Source organism: Pararhizobium polonicum, from assembly GCF_001687365.1.
Classification (GTDB): Bacteria; Pseudomonadota; Alphaproteobacteria; order Rhizobiales; family Rhizobiaceae; genus Pararhizobium; species Pararhizobium polonicum.
The window spans coordinates 106,450-122,937 of record NZ_LGLV01000018.1 but is presented as its reverse complement, the minus strand read 5'-3'; the positions used below and the strand labels follow the sequence as shown (position 1 = coordinate 122,937).

Here is a 16,488-nt window from a genome sequence, read left to right as displayed (position 1 = left end):
TCATGGCTGTGCCGGGATTGCCGGCAGGGGTGATATGACCGGATCGGGCCAGGATCCGCTGGCGGAAAAGCGGACGGCGGGTATCGCGGTATCGTCCGGCTGGATCGCGCCCGCCAGCGCCACGCTGCCGTTGCGGACCGGAACGGTTCCGGTAAGCGACAGGGTTCTTCCTTCGCCCTTGATCTCCGCCTTGTCGAGTTCCGCGACGCCGTTGCGCAGCGTTGCGATGATTTCCGCGGTGTTAAAGGCGAAGGAACCGTCGCCGGCCTGGCTGATGTTGAACAGACGGCCTTGTGCAGCAAGCCGCTCGAATTCCGGCCCCTTGAAATGGTCCATAATTCCGTTGTTCACCACATAACGGATTTCGCCGGAGGCACTGTCCGGAGACATTGTCGATACCGGCTCGGTGGTGGAGAGATCGACGCTCAGCACACCCCGGCCGAGCGGCAGGGGGCCTGTCAGGCCGAGACTGGCGGCAACGGGCGCCAGATCGGCGTTTTTGAGCGAAAATTGCACTTGGCCGCCGTCCGCGCCGTTGTTTGCAAGGGCGATACGGCCGCTGAGCGTGCCGCCGGCATAGGTGCCGTCGCCGATATCGATGGAAGCGCGCCCTTTCTCAGCCATGATGCCCGCGGCAACGGCGCTCAACATAATCTGACCATAGCTTGCTTGCTGTGCCGACAGGCGCAGATCCAGGCTGACCTGCTTCAGGAGTGCCATCTGGTGGAAGGCATCGATCTCTGATTGTGGCTGAGGCGGCCAAAAGGATGACAGCAGGGACGTCAGGTCGAGCTGGTCAAAAGCGAGTGTTCCATCGATACGCGGACCATTCTCCTGCTTCCAGGCGATATCGAGAACGCCGGTGGCATTGGCGCCATCCAGCGACAGGGAGAGATTGTCCATCTTCAAGGTCTCTCCGGATACCGTCATGCCGGTATCGATGGCGACGGCTCCGGTGGAGCGCGCAGGCCGTGCATGTCCATCGGACCAGGCCAACAGCGCCTGAATTGATTTCGCGCCGAGCTGAAGCTGTCCGGAAGCGAAGGGACGTGCCGAACCGTTGCCGATCCCGTCGAAACTGAAGGTCAATGGCGTGGAGTTGAACGATGTCCGGATCGCGCTGTTTTGGCCTGAAAGCAGCATCAGCGGTTCGTCGCAGGTGATGGTCCACTCCACCTTTTCGTCGTTCATGGCGGCGGAAAGGCGCGCGCTCATCCGCGCTGTCGGCGTTGGCCATTGCACGGAGCCGGATATGCTGTTGATGCGATGCGTGCTGGCCGTGATACGGTCGATGAGCTCGATGGTGCCGTTGTCGATCTCGACATCGCCGATCGGCGTGTCGCGAACGGTGGATGGTGTCGCCGCCGATGCGTTGGCAATGGCATCGGCCATCCAGCCGGCGCGGCGCCAGTTGAAACTTCCGTCGGCCCTGCGCTCCACCTTGAAAACCGGATTGACGAGGCGGAAATCGTAAAAGACCGGAGCGCCGCGCAGCGCGGCGAGAATATCGAAACCGGCGGCAATGGCATCGGCCTTCGCCAGCAGTTCCGGCGCTGTCGCATCGCCGCCCTCGAAGGTGACGGAACGCAGTGTCAGGACCGGATGGGGCCAGAAGCTGATATAGGGATCACCGGCGATGTTTGCCCGCGCACCCGTCCAGGAGGACAGCACTTGCTCCATGTTGCTCTTGACGCTGGCCGTCGAGATGAACAATGGCAGTGCCACCTTGAAAAGAACGGTCAGGATGAGAGCGCCAACCACCAGCCATGCAACCGTGCGTGACGCGAGAAGGTCGCGCAGTCTGTCTATCCCGCCGGTTATTTTGAAGAGATGCTTCATTGCCGTCTGGCGCGCTTTCAATCGTTTTGAGAAGCCTCTGGATAGGCTTTCACCGGCGAGAAATCAAACGGGTGAACAGGGAAATGTCGCAACTGCCACAGTCATCATCCGCGCGGCCTGTTTATCTTGCGTCGCAGCATGATATAGAGGCTGGCTTGGGAAGCGGAGGAAGGCATGCCGTCAGATAGACCCCTTTGGACACCGTCCGTCGAATTCATCGGGCAGACGCCGATGAAGGCATTCATCGACTGGTGCGAACAGCGTTTTTCGAGAACCTTTGCGGACTATGATGCGTTCCACGAGTGGTCGATTACCGAGCGCGCCGATTTCTGGACGGCGGTCTGGGATCATTGCGGCGTCATCGGCGACCGGGGCGAGCGGGCGCTGATCCACGGCGACGTGATGCTGGACGCCCGCTTCTTTCCTGATGCGACGTTGAATTTTGCGGAAAACCTCCTGCGCCATAGCGGCAGCGGCGACGCGCTGGTTTTCCGGGGCGAGGACAAGGCGCAGTCGCGCATGTCCTGGGACGAGTTGCGCGCCCTGGTTTCCAGGCTGCAGCAGGCCTTGAAGGCCGCGGGCATCGGCAAGGGTGACCGCGTTGCCGCGATGATGCCGAACATGCCGGAAACCATCGCCCTGATGCTGGCCACCGCCTCCATTGGTGCGATCTGGTCGTCCTGTTCCCCGGATTTCGGCGAACAGGGTGTGCTGGACCGCTTCGGCCAGATCGGGCCCAGGCTGTTCATTGCCTGCGACGGATACTGGTATGCCGGCAAGCTTCAGGACGTTTCCGCAAAGGTGCAGGCCGTCACGAAAAAACTCGGCGTGCCGGCCCTGATCATTCCCTATGCCGGCGATGCGGAAACGCTCGCGGCGTCGGTCGACAACGGCAAGACCCTGGCGGGCTTCATCGCGCCCTTCACGGCGAAACCTCTCGAATTCGCAGCGCTGCCGTTTTCGCATCCGCTCTACATTCTCTTTTCGTCCGGCACGACCGGCGTTCCTAAATGCATTGTCCATTCGGCTGGCGGCACGCTGTTGCAGCACCTGAAGGAGCATCGGTTCCATTGCGGGCTGAAAGAGGGCGAGAAGCTCTTTTACTTCACCACCTGCGGCTGGATGATGTGGAACTGGCTGGTGTCCGGCCTTGCCTTCGGCGCGACGCTTTGTCTTTTCGACGGCTCTCCGTTCCATCCCGACGGCAATGTCCTGTTCGATTATGCGCGCGATGAGCAGTTCGCTATCTTCGGCACCTCGGCGAAATATATCGACGCCGTGCGCAAGGGCGGCTTCACGCCGGTCTCTACGCACGATCTCTCGGCGCTCCGCCTGATGACATCCACCGGCTCGCCGCTGTCGCCGGAAGGGTTTTCCTTCGTCTATGAGGGCATCAAGCCGGATGTACAGCTGGCGTCCATTTCCGGCGGGACCGATATCGTCTCCTGCTTCGTGTTGGGCAATCCGCTGAAGCCGGTCTGGCGCGGTGAAATCCAGGGGCCGGGGCTGGGGCTTGCCATGGACGTCTGGAATGACGAGGGTCAACCGGTACGTCAGGAAAAGGGCGAACTGGTCTGCACCAGAGCGTTTCCCTCCATGCCGGTGATGTTCTGGAACGATCCGCAGGGGGCAAAGTACAAGGCCGCCTATTTCGAGCGTTTCGACAATATCTGGTGCCACGGTGATTTTGCCGAATGGACCGCACATGGCGGCATCGTCATTCACGGCCGTTCGGACGCGACACTCAATCCGGGCGGCGTGCGCATCGGCACGGCCGAGATCTACAATCAGGTCGAGCAGATGGACGAGATTGCCGAGGCGATCTGCATCGGTCAGGACTGGGATGACGATGTCCGTGTCGTCCTGTTCGTGCGGCTGGCAAAGGGCATGGAACTGACCGACGATCTCGTCAAAATGATCAAGGCCCGCATCCGCAGCGGTGCCTCTCCCCGTCACGTGCCGGCAAAAATCATCGCCGTCGCCGATATCCCGCGCACCAAATCGGGCAAGATCGTCGAGCTTGCGGTGCGTGAGGTGGTGCATGGACGGCCCGTCAAGAACAAGGAGGCGCTTGCCAATCCGGAAGCGCTCGATCTCTATGCGGACCTTGCCGAACTGAAAAGCTGATACGGTGCCGTTAAGGATTTCAGGCCTGCCGAATTAACCAAAGCTTAGGTCTTTGGCCCCGATGGGTAAAATTTGCGGGTCCGGCGGAAAGGTTTTGTTTACGAATGGCAGCGCATGTTGATCTCAACTTGAGGCCGCCCGATGTCAGGGTTGGCTTTCGGCAGAGATGCCGGAACAGACATGACGTCCCTCCTACTCGAGCACCTGTTTTAGCATTCAACTATCGAGGCAGCTGATCAGCTGCCTCTTTTTTTGTCCGCTTTGCGCGGGCTGCCGCTTGGCGTCAATTCGCCAGAACCCGCTGCGACGGAAATGAAATTTCCACCAGGGTGCCTTCGTTCGGTGCCGAGTTGATCGAGAATTGTGCCCGGTTCGCCTCCGCCATCGCCTTGGTCAGCGGCAGGCCGAGGCCGGTTCCGTCGCCGCGCTTGCGGGCGCCGGTGGTTACCTGGCGGAACGGCTTCATCGCCTGCTCCAGCTCGGTGCGGGTCATGCCGACGCCGGTATCGCGAATGCGCAGGATGACGCTGCCATTGGCCTCATAGGCTGTCGAAACGACGATCTGGCCACCCGACGGGGTGAAGCGGATGGCGTTCGACAGGATGTTCAGCGCGATCTGCTTGATCGACCGGTTGTCGGCAACGACGTTCGGCACGGAGCCGGAAAGCGAGGTGCGGATGATCACCCGCTGGCTGTTGGCCTGCGGCTGCACCAGCGAAACGGCCTCCGACACCGCATCGTTGATCTCCACCGCCGTGAATTCCAGATCCATCTCGCCGGCTTCGATCTTCGAGATGTCGAGCAGGTCGTTGACGATATCGAGCACATGGCGGCCGGAGCGGCCGATATCGCCGGCATATTCGACATAGCGCGGATTGCCGATCGGGCCGAAATGCTCGCTCGCCATCATGTCGGAAAAGCCGATGATTGCGTTGAGCGGCGTGCGGATTTCGTGGCTGACGCGGGCGAGGAAGTCGCTCTTGTGGGCATTTGCCGTTTCGGCAGCCCGTTTGGCGTTGCGCAGTTCCTCTTCCGTCCGTTTCCACTGGGTGATGTCGCGAATGACGGCGCAGAACCCGTTGGAGGAGGAGAGGCGGCCCATGGTCATGAACAGCGGGATGAAGCCGCCGGAGGCCTCGCGACCGATCACTTCGCGGCCGTCGTTGAGCACGCTGGCAACGCCGTGGCCGGAAAGGCCGGCGAGATAGTCGAGCACCGCCTTCTGGCTCTCATGGGCAAACAGCATGGCAAAGGGTTTGCCGCGGACTTCACCGTCGTCATAGTTGAACAGCGCACTGGCCGAGCGGTTGACCGAGCGGATCTCACCATCCGCGCCGACGACAACGACGCCGTCCGTTGCCGTTTCAAGGATCGAGTGAAGCTCTTCCGTCTCCATGCGCAGTGCCTGGATTTCCGGCGCGTCCGTGTCTTCTTCGGCGATATCCGCAGGCTGATTTTCGACGGCCGCGGGGGCAGATACCGTCTGCGCCGCCGAAAGCGCCATCATCAGCGCGTTCTTGTCTTCCCAGCGGATGGACTGGAGCCGCGCTGCGACCGGCACGAGCTGGCCGTCGTTGCGGATCACCATCAGCGCGCCATTGGGCAAATCGAGCAGGCCGTCCTCATCGCCGGCGAAAAGCGCGTCGATGCCGCCTTCCTCCCGCAATTCGTCCAGTGTGGCATAGCCGGTGAGCTTCAGGAATTCGGAATTGGCGTGATACAGATCGTCGCCGCTATGAACCAGCAGAGCCAGTGGGAGATTGTCGAGAATCTCCGGCGTCAGGCTGCTGCTGCCGCTGGTGCGGGGAGGTACGATGGCTGCGGGCGCCTCCGGCAGCGCGTCTCCGGCGGCTGGAACCACGGCATCGTCGATACCGGCGAAGTCATCCTTGTCGGCCTCCTGAGCTTTCACCACTGTCTTGTCGTCGAGCGGATCGGCCTTCGCCGGCTCACTGGCGACCGGTACGCCCTCATTCGGACGCTTGCCAAAGTTCTCGCCGAGCTGGCGGGCGATTTCGCGGAAGGCGGCCTGTTCGCTGCGGCTCAGGGGCTCGGTGCCCGGCGGACGGTGGTTGTCGAGCTGGATGACCTTGTCGGACGCGCGGCGTCCCGGTGTCTCGACCAGCTTCAGCGCCGGGCGTTCGCCACGGAAAGGGTCTTCCGGCGGTTCATCCGCTGCGGGCAGAGTGTCTTCGAGGCCAGCAAACAGGTCGTCGTCGTCCGGCTCCTGCGACGGCAGCTCGGACGCGAGGTCAGAGGTGGGGTCCACGTGTTCGGCAGCTGCGTCTGCTCCGTCACCAATAGTCTCGCCGTCTGCGGCGGCAGCATCACCGGCCGTTGTCTCCTCATCACCGGGGGGCGCATCCGCCTCGACCACCGCGCCGTCAGTTTCGTCTGAAACCGGTTTTTCGGCCGCTGTCTGTGCGCCGAATGTCAGGCCCATGGCCTGTTCGTCATCGACCGTATCGGCAACGCGGACAATGCCGAAGCCGCGAAAGCCGTCGAATTCGCGGTTGCGCGAATAGGTCGGAAGGGCCGCCAGATCGACCGGGACCTGCAGGCCGGTGCCTTCGACGGGCCAGAAGATGGTCTTGCCCGACCAGGTATCGCGCCGTTTCAGCAGGTCCCCGATCGTGTTGCCGGGATCGAGATGGTAGCGCTCCGCCAGCTCGGTGAAGCTTCGCCCGGTGATATCGGCGGAGATCGGTCCGACGGCGGTCGCGAATTCCTCGGAAATCTCGCTGAAACGTCCGTCCGCATCGATCTTCCAGACGAAACGCACAGCCCGGCTGTTGGGATTGAAGGCAAACCCCTGCGCGGCGGCGCCTGCGACCGCTGCTTCGCCAGACGTTTGCTCCAAGGCTGTATCGGCCGTACCTGTAGGGGGCGCAGCGTCGTCCTCGACAACCACCTCCACCGCATTATCGGCAATATCCGTGGCAACGTCTGGTTCGGTCAAAAGGGTTTCCGCGGGTACGGCATTGTCCTCGACGGAGGTCTCCGGCGTTTCGGAAGGTTCGTCCGAAAGCGTTTCGTTTGCCGCGGCCTCAGCCGGAACATCGGTGGCCGCCTCATCTGTCGCGGGCTGACCGGCTTCCGCGTCCTGATACAGGCCCTCGGCGTCGTCGTTTGTCTCGGTCACATCTGATGTGACCTGTTCCAAAGGGGCGTCGGATAGCAAACCCGGCTCCGCTGCTTCGGGAGAGGCTTCGTCCGGCACAACGGTATCGGCATCGGAAGGCAGTTCCGCTTCCGTCGCGGAGACGGGGATATTCTCGTCATTGCCCGGTGCGTCTGTTTCCGGCGCCGGCAGATCACCCTCGGGCGCTTCGGTCAGGGCTGCAGCCGATCCCTGATCGGCATCTTCGGCGTCAGCGTCATCCAGCGAATCGGTGAAGCTTTCGCTGTCCGTTCCGATTTCTTCGATCTGTTCTATGTCGTCGATGATATCGTCCGGCACGGTCACTGGTGCAAGAAGCGGCGCGGTCTGCACGGACAAGGCGGGTTCATCTGCGATATCCGCAGGGCTTTCGTCTTCGATCTCGCGGAAATCCGCTCCCGGATCGAGATTGCCAAGAATGGTTTCGACCGCAAACAGCAGATGCAGGGCAGGGCTATCGGACAGCTTGCCGATCGCGGCGGGCAGGTGGCCCTTGCCGGTCGGGATCGGCCGCTTGAGCAGCCAGTCGCTGTCACGGTCAACGGCTGCGACAAGCGAGCGGCATGTCTGCGGCGTCATGGACAGCGCGCTGAAACCGGGCGAGGCGGCCAGAATCACCCCATCGCCGTCAAGCACGGCCATATGCGTGTCCGGATCGTCGAAGCCGGAGATCATCCGCGCGGCGCGGTCTTCAAGGCCAAGCGGCTTGCCAGTGCGCGGGGCTGCAAAGAGGATGGCCGTTTCGCCGGGCCGCACGGTGATCATCTCGACCGAGGCATGGACGGAAGCGCGCTGGAAGCCCGAGGCGATGCGCATCAGGAAGGTCCGCTTGTCGCCGCTGCGGCTTAGCTGGCCGGCGGCTGCGTCCATCTGCCGGTAGGCGGCGTCGTTGCGGTTGGCACCGCTGTCGATGAAGTCATAGATCGATGGCAGGCCGAACAGAGAGGCGCCCTCGCCATTCGACCAGAGCACCTGGCTCATATCCGGCGAAAACAGGACGGCGGCGTCCCCCCTGGCAAAATGCTCCCGCACTCGCTCGTGAACGGCGATGTCGATAAAGGGATACGATTTTGCGGGCATCGGCAGACCTGGTTTGCGCAAACCGTCACACGGACGGGATTGTTAACAGTCTATTAATAGACGCCGGGACGCCAGGGGTCCAGCAAACAGAGTACGGCCCCCATGCCTTTCGCCGCGAAAGGTTAATACCGGTGATTTTAGTGAATTGTGCAGTGCACAAATATATTGCAACGCACAATAAAATCGCCTATATAGACATCATCATACAGCGGGTGCCTTATGAGAGGGCCCACAACCAAGGAGCGCTGATCATGGCTACCAAGAAAACCGATGATGTCTTTTCGCTTGCCTCGTTTGATCCGGCAAAGGTCACCGAAACCTTCCGCGATTTCGCGGAAAAGGGTGCCGCCCAGTCCAAGGAAGCCTATTCCAAGATGAAGACCGCCGCTGAAGACGCGACGAAGACCGTTGAAGCGACGCTGGAAAGCGCGCAGTCCGGCAGCGTCGAGCTCGGCCTCAAGGCGATCGATGCGCTGCGCACCAATGCTGAAAACTCGCTCTCGCACCTGGAAGCGCTGCTCGGCGTCAAGTCCGTTTCGGAACTCTTCGAACTGCAGACCGCCTTCATCCGCAAGCAGGCGGAGCTTGCCGTGGAGCAGGCAAAGTCGATGCAGGAAGCAACCCGCAAGGTTGCCGAAACCGTGACCAAGCCCGGCAAGGACGCCGCTGAAAAGGCGCTCTCCGGCTTCAAGAAGAGCTGATTTCCGCAGGCGCGGGTTTTGCCCGCGCCGCATGACAAAAGGAACCGGGTGATTGTTTACCCGGTTTTTTCACATCTACGGGCAAGTTATGGCTTGCAAAAAATCCGGACTGCCCGTATTTGACCCGGAAAGCGCGGCGCGACTTTGTTTCGTCAGCTTTGTTTTGTGCGGTTGTAGCTCAGTTGGTTAGAGCGCAGGTTTGTGGCACCTGAGGTCGGAGGTTCGAGACCCCCCAACCGTACCATTCCTTCCACGCATCTTAATTGCATTATTTTCCTTTGACGGAAGGGCCTGCCTTAGGCGACTTGTGCCCGAAATCCATCGACGAGTGGCGACTGTACCGTGTCGCTAAAATAAATAACTTCATTTCCGGTCGCCTTTTTTCCAGCGCTGTAGGCGAGGGAGTAGGTAGTGGGCACAAAGGCGGAATAGATTTGCCTGATTTGCGGAACGTCATCATAGGACACGACCCACCGTGCCGACCGATTTTGCTTTAGGAGATCGAGAATTTGGCAATGATCGTCATGCCGGTAAAAGTTGCGGTAGAGCATGCTCCCTTTTACGTAATATGGCGGATCCAAGTAACATAGGGTGTCCGGTACGGAGAATTGCCGAGCTGTAAAATCAAGGGCATCTTCATTCGAGACCGTGATTCGATCGGCCAGGGCCGCTATCTGGGTGATGTTTGAAATCAACTGGCTCCGGTTGAATCTGACATCCAGCTTCCAAGCTCCGTCTTGCTTGTAGCCTCCGATCGGGCCTGCTCCTTCGATAATGCCTGAACGATTCGTCCTGTTCAAAAAAAATGCGGCGAAACCCTTAACCAATGTGTCGTCGATTTCCTTTGAAGCCCATATTTCTCGTTGCTTGTGCCACTCGTCGATCGTGATGTCGATGCTTGAAACGCGCTCGCAAAAATCGACTGGTTGGGTTAAAACAGATTTCCAGAATGCGAAGATTGAGGGATCGATATCGTTAATCGCAATCTTGTTTACAAATCCTGCCGCAAGCAGCTTCAGCGCCAAACCAGCACCACCAGCGTAAGGTTCGCAATATGTTGAGTTGAACAGGTCGTTCGTTTTTATAAGCTCAGTGAAATAATAGAAGAGCTTGGCTTTCCCACCCGGGTAGCGAAGAGGCGAAGAAAGCATCAGATATTCCTCATAACAAATTGATCAACGCAATCTCTGGCGGCCGCGAGCCGAAGAGTATTTGGGACCAGCGCTGCATGGCTTCCCATGTTGACGTGGTCTAGATGGCTTCTCTTAAATTCCTTTAAAATCCGCTTATCATCACCTGCTAGTTTTACGTTGTTGCTCAAGCAGATATCCAAAGCGGTTTCCAAACTCAGGAGTTTGTCCTGTGTATTGGCCTTTTGGTCATGAATAATGGTTTTCAATATGGCTTCTAAAATTGCTCTTAACAGGGCCGTTCCCGCCCCTGGAAAGTTTTGGGTGTTTAGTTTTTTCGCCTCTTTCATCAACTGTATCAGCGTCGCGTTATTTCCGCTTACCGGATAGTTGAAAAGCGCGTGACGGCCGCGTTTTGTTGTCGGCGTCGAACCGTCACTGCCATCGGAGCCACCGGTTGATCCGTCTGTTTGAGGAGTGGAGCTTTTTGAACTGTCAGGGCCGATGCTTTCTTTTTGTGAAGATGCCGTCGCGTCAGTACCGGCTTTGGATGTTTCCGTTTTGGGTGGATTATAGTCAGCGAATACTTCACCATAAGTAGAGGTCGCCCCTAAGCCGCGCTCGTTTGCGATGACTAGCTTTTTGATGAGGTGGCGAAATTTCTCTTTCGCCTCATCGTCGTTGAAAATGATCGTAAGGTTGACCTTATCAAACTCGAGGCCGACGAGGTTTTTATGGCTGGTGGTTTGGAGAAATCGTACAGGAGGGTTGAACTCGACTTCGGGTCTCAACAGTTCGTTCTTCTCAGCCTCAGTCCATGACAGCTTGAGAGCCTCTAAATAAAGCTGATATTCAATCAGAAAATCTCTTATCTGAGCGGGTTTCCTGTCGAATGCTGAGGCAAGCTGCGCGATGCTTTTGCCGGCGTTATGTTCCTCGAATACTGCTCGCCGGCTGCCGAGGTATCCCCATCGAGATTTGTCACCCATGCCAAAGTGCGAGTTTGCCATTATTGGCAGCACGGCGTCACGTGATGGGGCGATGGAGCAATCGATGCTGGAGAGATCTTCTTTCATTGCCGGCGTAATGTGAGGCACTCGACCTTCGTAACCCTCGGGGGCTTTGAGTAGTCCGGTCAGGAGTTTGTACGCTGCGATTCGGGTGTTGCCTTCCAACACCACAAACTCCTTTGCAGCCTTTACAACGTACGGACGCTCGGCACCTGGGTTACGACCGTCTGAAACAATCTTTTTAAGAAACCCATCTAGGTTCTCATGCTCGAAGAGATATTTCACGATATCGCTTTCTGACTTGAGCTGGGATTGGGTGACGATACGAGGATTTCTTACATCGAGCTTAATCAACGACAGCGGTATGCGGTCGTATCTAAATTTGGAAAACATATGCCCCTCCTAGATGCTTCGACAACAATAGGCAGATGGCAGCAATTAACGCAATGGTTGCGATACAGGGGCACGTTGACGCCATTGTTGCTTCTCACATTGGAGATAGGCACATCGGATGCGCAGCGGTTAACGATGTTGGCGTAGGCAGCACCGCCGAGGCGGCGTAGGATTCATTGTCACAGTTTGTCCCCAACCAAAACTTGCGATTTGCGCTACAGTACGCCCCTCCCCATATCTTGGACCGCCGCGTAAACCTTGTGTTTACCTAATCCTGTGTCCTTTCCGGCCAATCCACGCATATTAGGATTCTGTTGACCCTTCGCCGCATAGGTTCCGGCTGTTCGATGTAGGACCGGCACGCATGATGCGCCGCTGAACATGACGATGGGGTTGGTGGCACATGACGTGCGGAAAATATCTGGCGATTCCGGCCGGGGCTCTCGGCTTGACTCTGATTCTGCTGCCGATGAGCCTTCAGGCGCAGCTCATGCTCTCTTTCGCGGTTCTCGGCATCATGTTCATTGGCATGACCCGGCCCGACAACAGCGCCTTCCGCGTCCTCACCCTCGTTTTTGCCGCCATCATCGCGCTGCGCTACGGCTTCTGGCGCACGACGGAAACGCTGCCGGATATCACCGAGCCGCTGAACTTCATTCCCGGTTTCCTGCTCTATCTGGCGGAAATGTACTGCCTGGCGATGCTGGCGATCAGCTTCTTCATGGTGATCGATCCGATCAGGCGGAAGACGCCGGAGATGGGCGCTGCCGCCGATCTGCCGACGGTCGATGTCTTCATTCCGAGCTACAACGAAGATGCCGAGTTGCTGGCCGTGACGCTCGCCGCCGCCAAGTCGATGGCCTATCCGAAGGACAAGCTCAACATCTACCTGCTCGATGACGGCGGCACGGATGCCAAGCGCAACCACAAGAACCCGCATATCTCGGTCGCCGCCATCCGGCGCCACGAGCAGCTGAAGGCGCTCTGCGCCGCCATGGACGTGCATTACCATGCCCGCAGGCAAAACGATCACGCCAAGGCCGGCAATCTCAACGAAGGCCTGAAGATTTCCAAAGGCGAGCTGGTCGTCGTCTTCGATGCCGACCATGCGCCGGTGCGCGATTTCCTGCGTGAGACGATCGGTTTCTTTCGAGAGGATGAAAAGCTCTTCCTCGTCCAGACCCCGCATTATTTCCTCAATCCGGATCCGCTGGAAAAGAACCTCCAGACCTTTGCGCGCATGCCGTCGGAAAACGAGATGTTCTATTCGATCCTGCAGCGCGGGCTCGACAAGTGGAATGCATCATTCTTCTGCGGTTCGGCTGCCGTTCTGCGCCGCTCGGCGCTGATGACCACGGATGGTTTTTCCGGCCAGTCGATCACCGAGGATTGCGAAACCGCGCTGTCGCTGCATTGCCAGGGCTGGCACTCGGTCTATGTCGACAAGCCGCTGATCGCCGGCCTGCAGCCGGAAACCTTCGTCTCCTTCATCGGCCAGCGTGCCCGCTGGTGCCAGGGCATGCTGCAGATCCTCATCCTGAAGCGGCCGTTCCTCGCCAAGGGCCTGACGATCCCGCAGCGCATCTGCTACGCGGGCATCAACATGTTCTGGCTGTTTCCGCTGTCGCGGCTGGCCTTCATGTTCTCGCCGCTGCTGTACATCTTCTTCTCGCTGGAGATCTACAAGGCCAATATCCTGGAGTTTGCCTCCTATGCAGTGCCCTATCTGATCAGCTCGTTTGCCATGCAGAGCTATCTCTACGGCCGCGTCCGCTGGCCGTGGATTTCCGAGCTTTATGAATATGTGCAGGCCGTCTTCCTGTTCGGCAGCATCGTCAGCGTCGTGCGCAATCCGCGCAAACCGACCTTCAATGTCACCGCCAAGGGCCAGACGCTGGACAAGAGCAAGCTGTCGCCGCTGGCAAAGCCGTATTTTGCCATCTTCTTCCTGCTGCTCGCGGCCGCGCTCTATTCCGGATATCGCGTGCTGACCGAGCCGGTCGCCAGCGAACTGCTTTTGATCGTCGCCCTGTGGAACCTGATCAATCTCGGCCTTGCCGGTGCCGCACTCGGCGCCATTGCCGAGCGCCGCGAGCTGCGCCGCAACCAGCGCCTGCCGGTCAAGCGGCATGCGCTGATGCATATCGACGATATCATCCACCATGTCATCATCCAGGATGCCTCCAGCGGTGGCGTCTCCATCGAATTCGTCGACAAGGAGCCTCGGCTAGACCTCGTCAACCCGACGACGGCCAGGATCGAGGTGCGCCGCGGCGGCCAGACGGTGACGTTCAACGTCATCTACCGTTCCCGCCGGATACTCGACAAGGCGGCGATCTGCGGTTTCGCCTATGCCGAGCGCACGCCCGAAACGGTGATGGCCATCGCCGAGCTGATGTATTCCGACCAGTCGGTGCTGCAGGATCGTCTCGTTCGCCGCCAGATCCGCAAGAACTTCTTCTGGGGCACCAGCCGGTTCGCGCTCTGGAGCCTGACGGAATCGCTGCGCGCCATCCGCTACAGCGCCGGCCTGATCCGCGAAACCGTCGTCCAATCCTTCGAGGATGCGCCGATGGTGCTCAACGACAACAAGATCGTCCAGGTGCCTCTGCCCGTCAAAACGGCCGAAATCGGCCCGGTTCTCAAGGGAGAGCAGCTCTATGGCTAAGCTTTTTCGCGTCCAAAGCGCCCATCTCGCTGTCGGCCTGTCGGTTGCCCTGCTCGTGGCGCAGACGTTGCCTGTGTCTGCGCAGAGCCTTCTGGATGCAGCCCCCACCGTTCCCCGCATGGTGTCCGGCGAAAGCGAGAGCATTCTGTCGACCCGTCCGGCACCGGTGGCAGCCGCTGCTGTTCAGGTAAACCGCCCGGTTCCGTTCGAACAGGCGCTGCCGGCCTATCGCCTGTCCGGCGAAGACGATGTTGTGCGGTTGAGCTTCAATCTCTCGCCGGAGCAGGCCGCAAGCGGCGGCCAGCTGGCGCTTGCCTATCGCAATGCCGTTTCGGTCTTGCCGGATAGCTCGGTGATGGCGGTCGAAATCAACGGCAAGGCCGCCGGCACGTTCCCGATCGCCTCGCCGAACGGCTTCAAGACGGAGGCGCTGAAGATCGGTGCCGATTTCCTGAAGCCGGGCCGCAATCAGGTGCTGCTCAGGGCGCGGCAATTCCACCGGGTCGACTGTTCGCTGGAAGCAACCTATGAACTCTGGAGCGAGCTCGATCCCGCAGCCAGCGGCTTCATTGCCGCCAAAAGCCAGGGCTTCCGCTCGTTCGACGATCTGCTGACCATCGCCCGGACCGATGCCGCCGTGACCGATATCCGGCTGATTCTGCCACGGACGGCGACGGCAGAGATGCTCAACGACGCAGCCCCGGTGCTGCAGACGCTGGCGCTGTTTCTCAATCGCGACGATCTGGCCGTGACCGTCGGCGAAAAGCCCGGTACCGGGCCGGGCATCGATCTCTATGTCTCGACCGACAAGACCCGCGCGCAGACGCAGAATGCCGATGTCCCAATCATGCCCTATGGCTTTTCCGTCCGCAGTGCCGGTGAGGCCGGCCGCGCCGTGGTCGGCTTGCGCGGTGCCACGCGCGCCGAGATGAGCGGCCAGCTGCTGGAGGCTATTCGCGGTCCGCTGAAGGAGAGCCTCGACAGCGGCATCTTTTCCAGCCGGTCGGGAACGATCCTTGCCGATGCGTCGAGCCGCTATACGCTGGCCGATACCGGCTACGAGACCCGCGTCTTTTCCGGCCGCCTGTCGCGCACCGGCTTCAACATGGTCATGCCCGCCGACTTCTATCCGGCCGACTATGCGACGATCGGCCTGAAGCTGCATGCCGCCACGTCGCCGGGCCTGAAACATACGGCGCAGTTCCTCGTCCGGGTCAACGATCTCGTCGTCACCAGCTATCCCTTCCGCAATGCCGAGGGCGAGCAGTTCGACGGCAAGCTGATCGAGCTGCCGTTGCGTGCGTTTCGTCCGGGCAACAACAAGGTCGAGCTTCTGGCCGAGCTGCCGGTCGAAGCCGACGAGACCTGCGCACCCGAGGCCCGTGACGACACCCGGCCGCGCTTCATCCTCCTGCAGGATACCGAGATCGAGATCCCGGCGCTCGCCCGTATCGGCCGCCTGCCGGATATCGGCGCCTTTGCCGGCACCGCCTATCCCTATGCCGACGGCAAGCCGTTCGACATCATCATCGAGCGTCCGGACGCCCAGTCCGCAGGTGCCGCCCTGACCATGCTTTCCCGCCTGGCGCTGGCCGCCCGCAATCCGCTCAGTGCCGATTTTCACTTGGGTGCCGCCAGCACGCCGAGCGACCGCAACGCACTGGTCATCACCACCCAGAATGCTTTTGCCGATCTTGGAAAGGCCGGCAAAAGTGGTTTCCCCCTCGATCTCTTGCAGGCAAATGCGATGGCCGCGCCCATCACGGACGCCGATCTGATGAAAACGGCCGCCATCGGCGATACGGCTTTGGCGGCAGGCGTCGGGGAAACCGGTGGCAACGATTCCAATGCACTGCTGGAGGCCTTCCGGAAATCGACCACGCGTGCCGAGGACGGCCTGTCGGCAACGTCAAAACTGCGGAGCTGGTTTGCCGCCGCGAGTGGACGCTTCGGCAATTGGTTGAACTATCAGGATGGGCAGGGCTCAGCGGCGACACTGAAGGAAGGTCGGTCTCTCCTGACGTTGACGCAGGCCCCGTCGCCCTCCGGCAATGCCGTCTGGACGGTGGTGCACGCGGGCTCGCCCGGCGATATCGCGCTTGGTGTTCGCCGGCTGGTCGAGCCTGCTGTCTGGACGGGGCTGAATGGTGGTTCGGCCGAAATCGAAACCGCGAGTCTTACGGTGAACAGCGTGCCGGCCGGATCGCGGTTCGTCGCCGGCATGACGGATCAGAGCCCCGGCAATATCCGGCGTCTTGCCGCCGCCTGGTTCTCCGACAATTTCCAGTTCTATGTGCTGCTGATCGTCGCTTCGATGGGTGTTTTCGCCGTGTGGCTCGGGTTGGCCATTCCGCGCAAGGGTGTGAGGTCGGATCAATGA

Annotated in this window: 7 protein-coding genes, 1 tRNA gene and 1 pseudogene; 5 read left to right on the top strand and 4 right to left on the bottom strand. The window is 60.0% G+C overall.

Annotated elements, in window-relative coordinates; all coding sequences use genetic code 11:
- Positions 1-1,839, bottom strand: a complete 1,839-nt coding sequence (locus tag ADU59_RS25495; RefSeq protein ID WP_083198421.1) for an AsmA family protein — start codon at positions 1,837-1,839, stop codon at positions 1-3.
- A gap of 174 nt (positions 1,840-2,013) precedes the next feature.
- On the opposite strand from ADU59_RS25495, the gene ADU59_RS25490 reads away from it, so the two are divergent.
- Entirely contained in the window at positions 2,014-3,966 is a 1,953-nt protein-coding gene (locus tag ADU59_RS25490) for an acetoacetate--CoA ligase (protein ID WP_068957915.1), read from the top strand.
- A 283-nt stretch (positions 3,967-4,249) separates the two neighbouring features.
- Here ADU59_RS25490 and ADU59_RS31490 read toward each other — a convergent pair.
- Positions 4,250-5,731 (bottom strand): annotated as a pseudogene (locus ADU59_RS31490) (PAS domain-containing sensor histidine kinase); the annotation flags it as partial.
- 2,726 nt (positions 5,732-8,457) lie between these two features.
- On the opposite strand from ADU59_RS31490, the gene ADU59_RS25480 reads away from it, so the two are divergent.
- Positions 8,458-8,907 (top strand): phasin, encoded by a 450-nt coding sequence (locus tag ADU59_RS25480; protein ID WP_068957911.1) that lies wholly within the window; start codon positions 8,458-8,460, stop codon positions 8,905-8,907.
- A 167-nt stretch (positions 8,908-9,074) separates the two neighbouring features.
- Positions 9,075-9,151: transfer RNA gene (locus ADU59_RS25475), tRNA-His, on the top strand.
- A 52-nt stretch (positions 9,152-9,203) separates the two neighbouring features.
- Here ADU59_RS25475 and ADU59_RS25470 read toward each other — a convergent pair.
- Together ADU59_RS25470 and ADU59_RS25465 are read right to left on the bottom strand one after the other, a co-directional pair.
- Positions 9,204-10,058, bottom strand: coding sequence for a DNA adenine methylase (locus tag ADU59_RS25470; protein WP_068957910.1), 855 nt, complete (start codon positions 10,056-10,058; stop codon positions 9,204-9,206).
- Positions 10,058-11,440, bottom strand: a complete 1,383-nt coding sequence (locus ADU59_RS25465; RefSeq protein WP_068957908.1) for a hypothetical protein — start codon at positions 11,438-11,440, stop codon at positions 10,058-10,060. Before ADU59_RS25465 ends, ADU59_RS25470 begins: the two co-directional genes overlap by 1 nt.
- 448 nt (positions 11,441-11,888) lie before the next feature.
- Here ADU59_RS25465 and bcsA point away from each other — a divergent pair, with 448 nt between their 5' ends.
- Complete coding sequence (gene bcsA, locus ADU59_RS25460) at positions 11,889-14,108, top strand: UDP-forming cellulose synthase catalytic subunit (protein WP_244506510.1); 2,220 nt, start codon at positions 11,889-11,891, stop codon at positions 14,106-14,108.
- On the top strand, positions 14,101-16,488 hold the full coding sequence (locus ADU59_RS25455) for a cellulose biosynthesis cyclic di-GMP-binding regulatory protein BcsB (protein ID WP_068957906.1): 2,388 nt from the start codon (positions 14,101-14,103) through the stop codon (positions 16,486-16,488). The genes bcsA and ADU59_RS25455 overlap by 8 nt, the downstream gene beginning before the upstream one ends.

Bases quoted from the DNA above. Each gene is read 5' to 3' on its own strand.
- ADU59_RS25495 (WP_083198421.1), bottom strand. From the start codon at position 1,839: ATGAAGCATCTCTTCAAAATAACCGGCGGGATAGACAGACTGCGCGAC.
- ADU59_RS25490 (WP_068957915.1), top strand. From the start codon at position 2,014: ATGCCGTCAGATAGACCCCTTTGGACACCGTCCGTCGAATTCATCGGG.
- ADU59_RS25480 (WP_068957911.1), top strand. From the start codon at position 8,458: ATGGCTACCAAGAAAACCGATGATGTCTTTTCGCTTGCCTCGTTTGAT.
- ADU59_RS25470 (WP_068957910.1), bottom strand. From the start codon at position 10,058: ATGCTTTCTTCGCCTCTTCGCTACCCGGGTGGGAAAGCCAAGCTCTTC.
- ADU59_RS25465 (WP_068957908.1), bottom strand. From the start codon at position 11,440: ATGTTTTCCAAATTTAGATACGACCGCATACCGCTGTCGTTGATTAAG.
- ADU59_RS25455 (WP_068957906.1), top strand. From the start codon at position 14,101: ATGGCTAAGCTTTTTCGCGTCCAAAGCGCCCATCTCGCTGTCGGCCTG.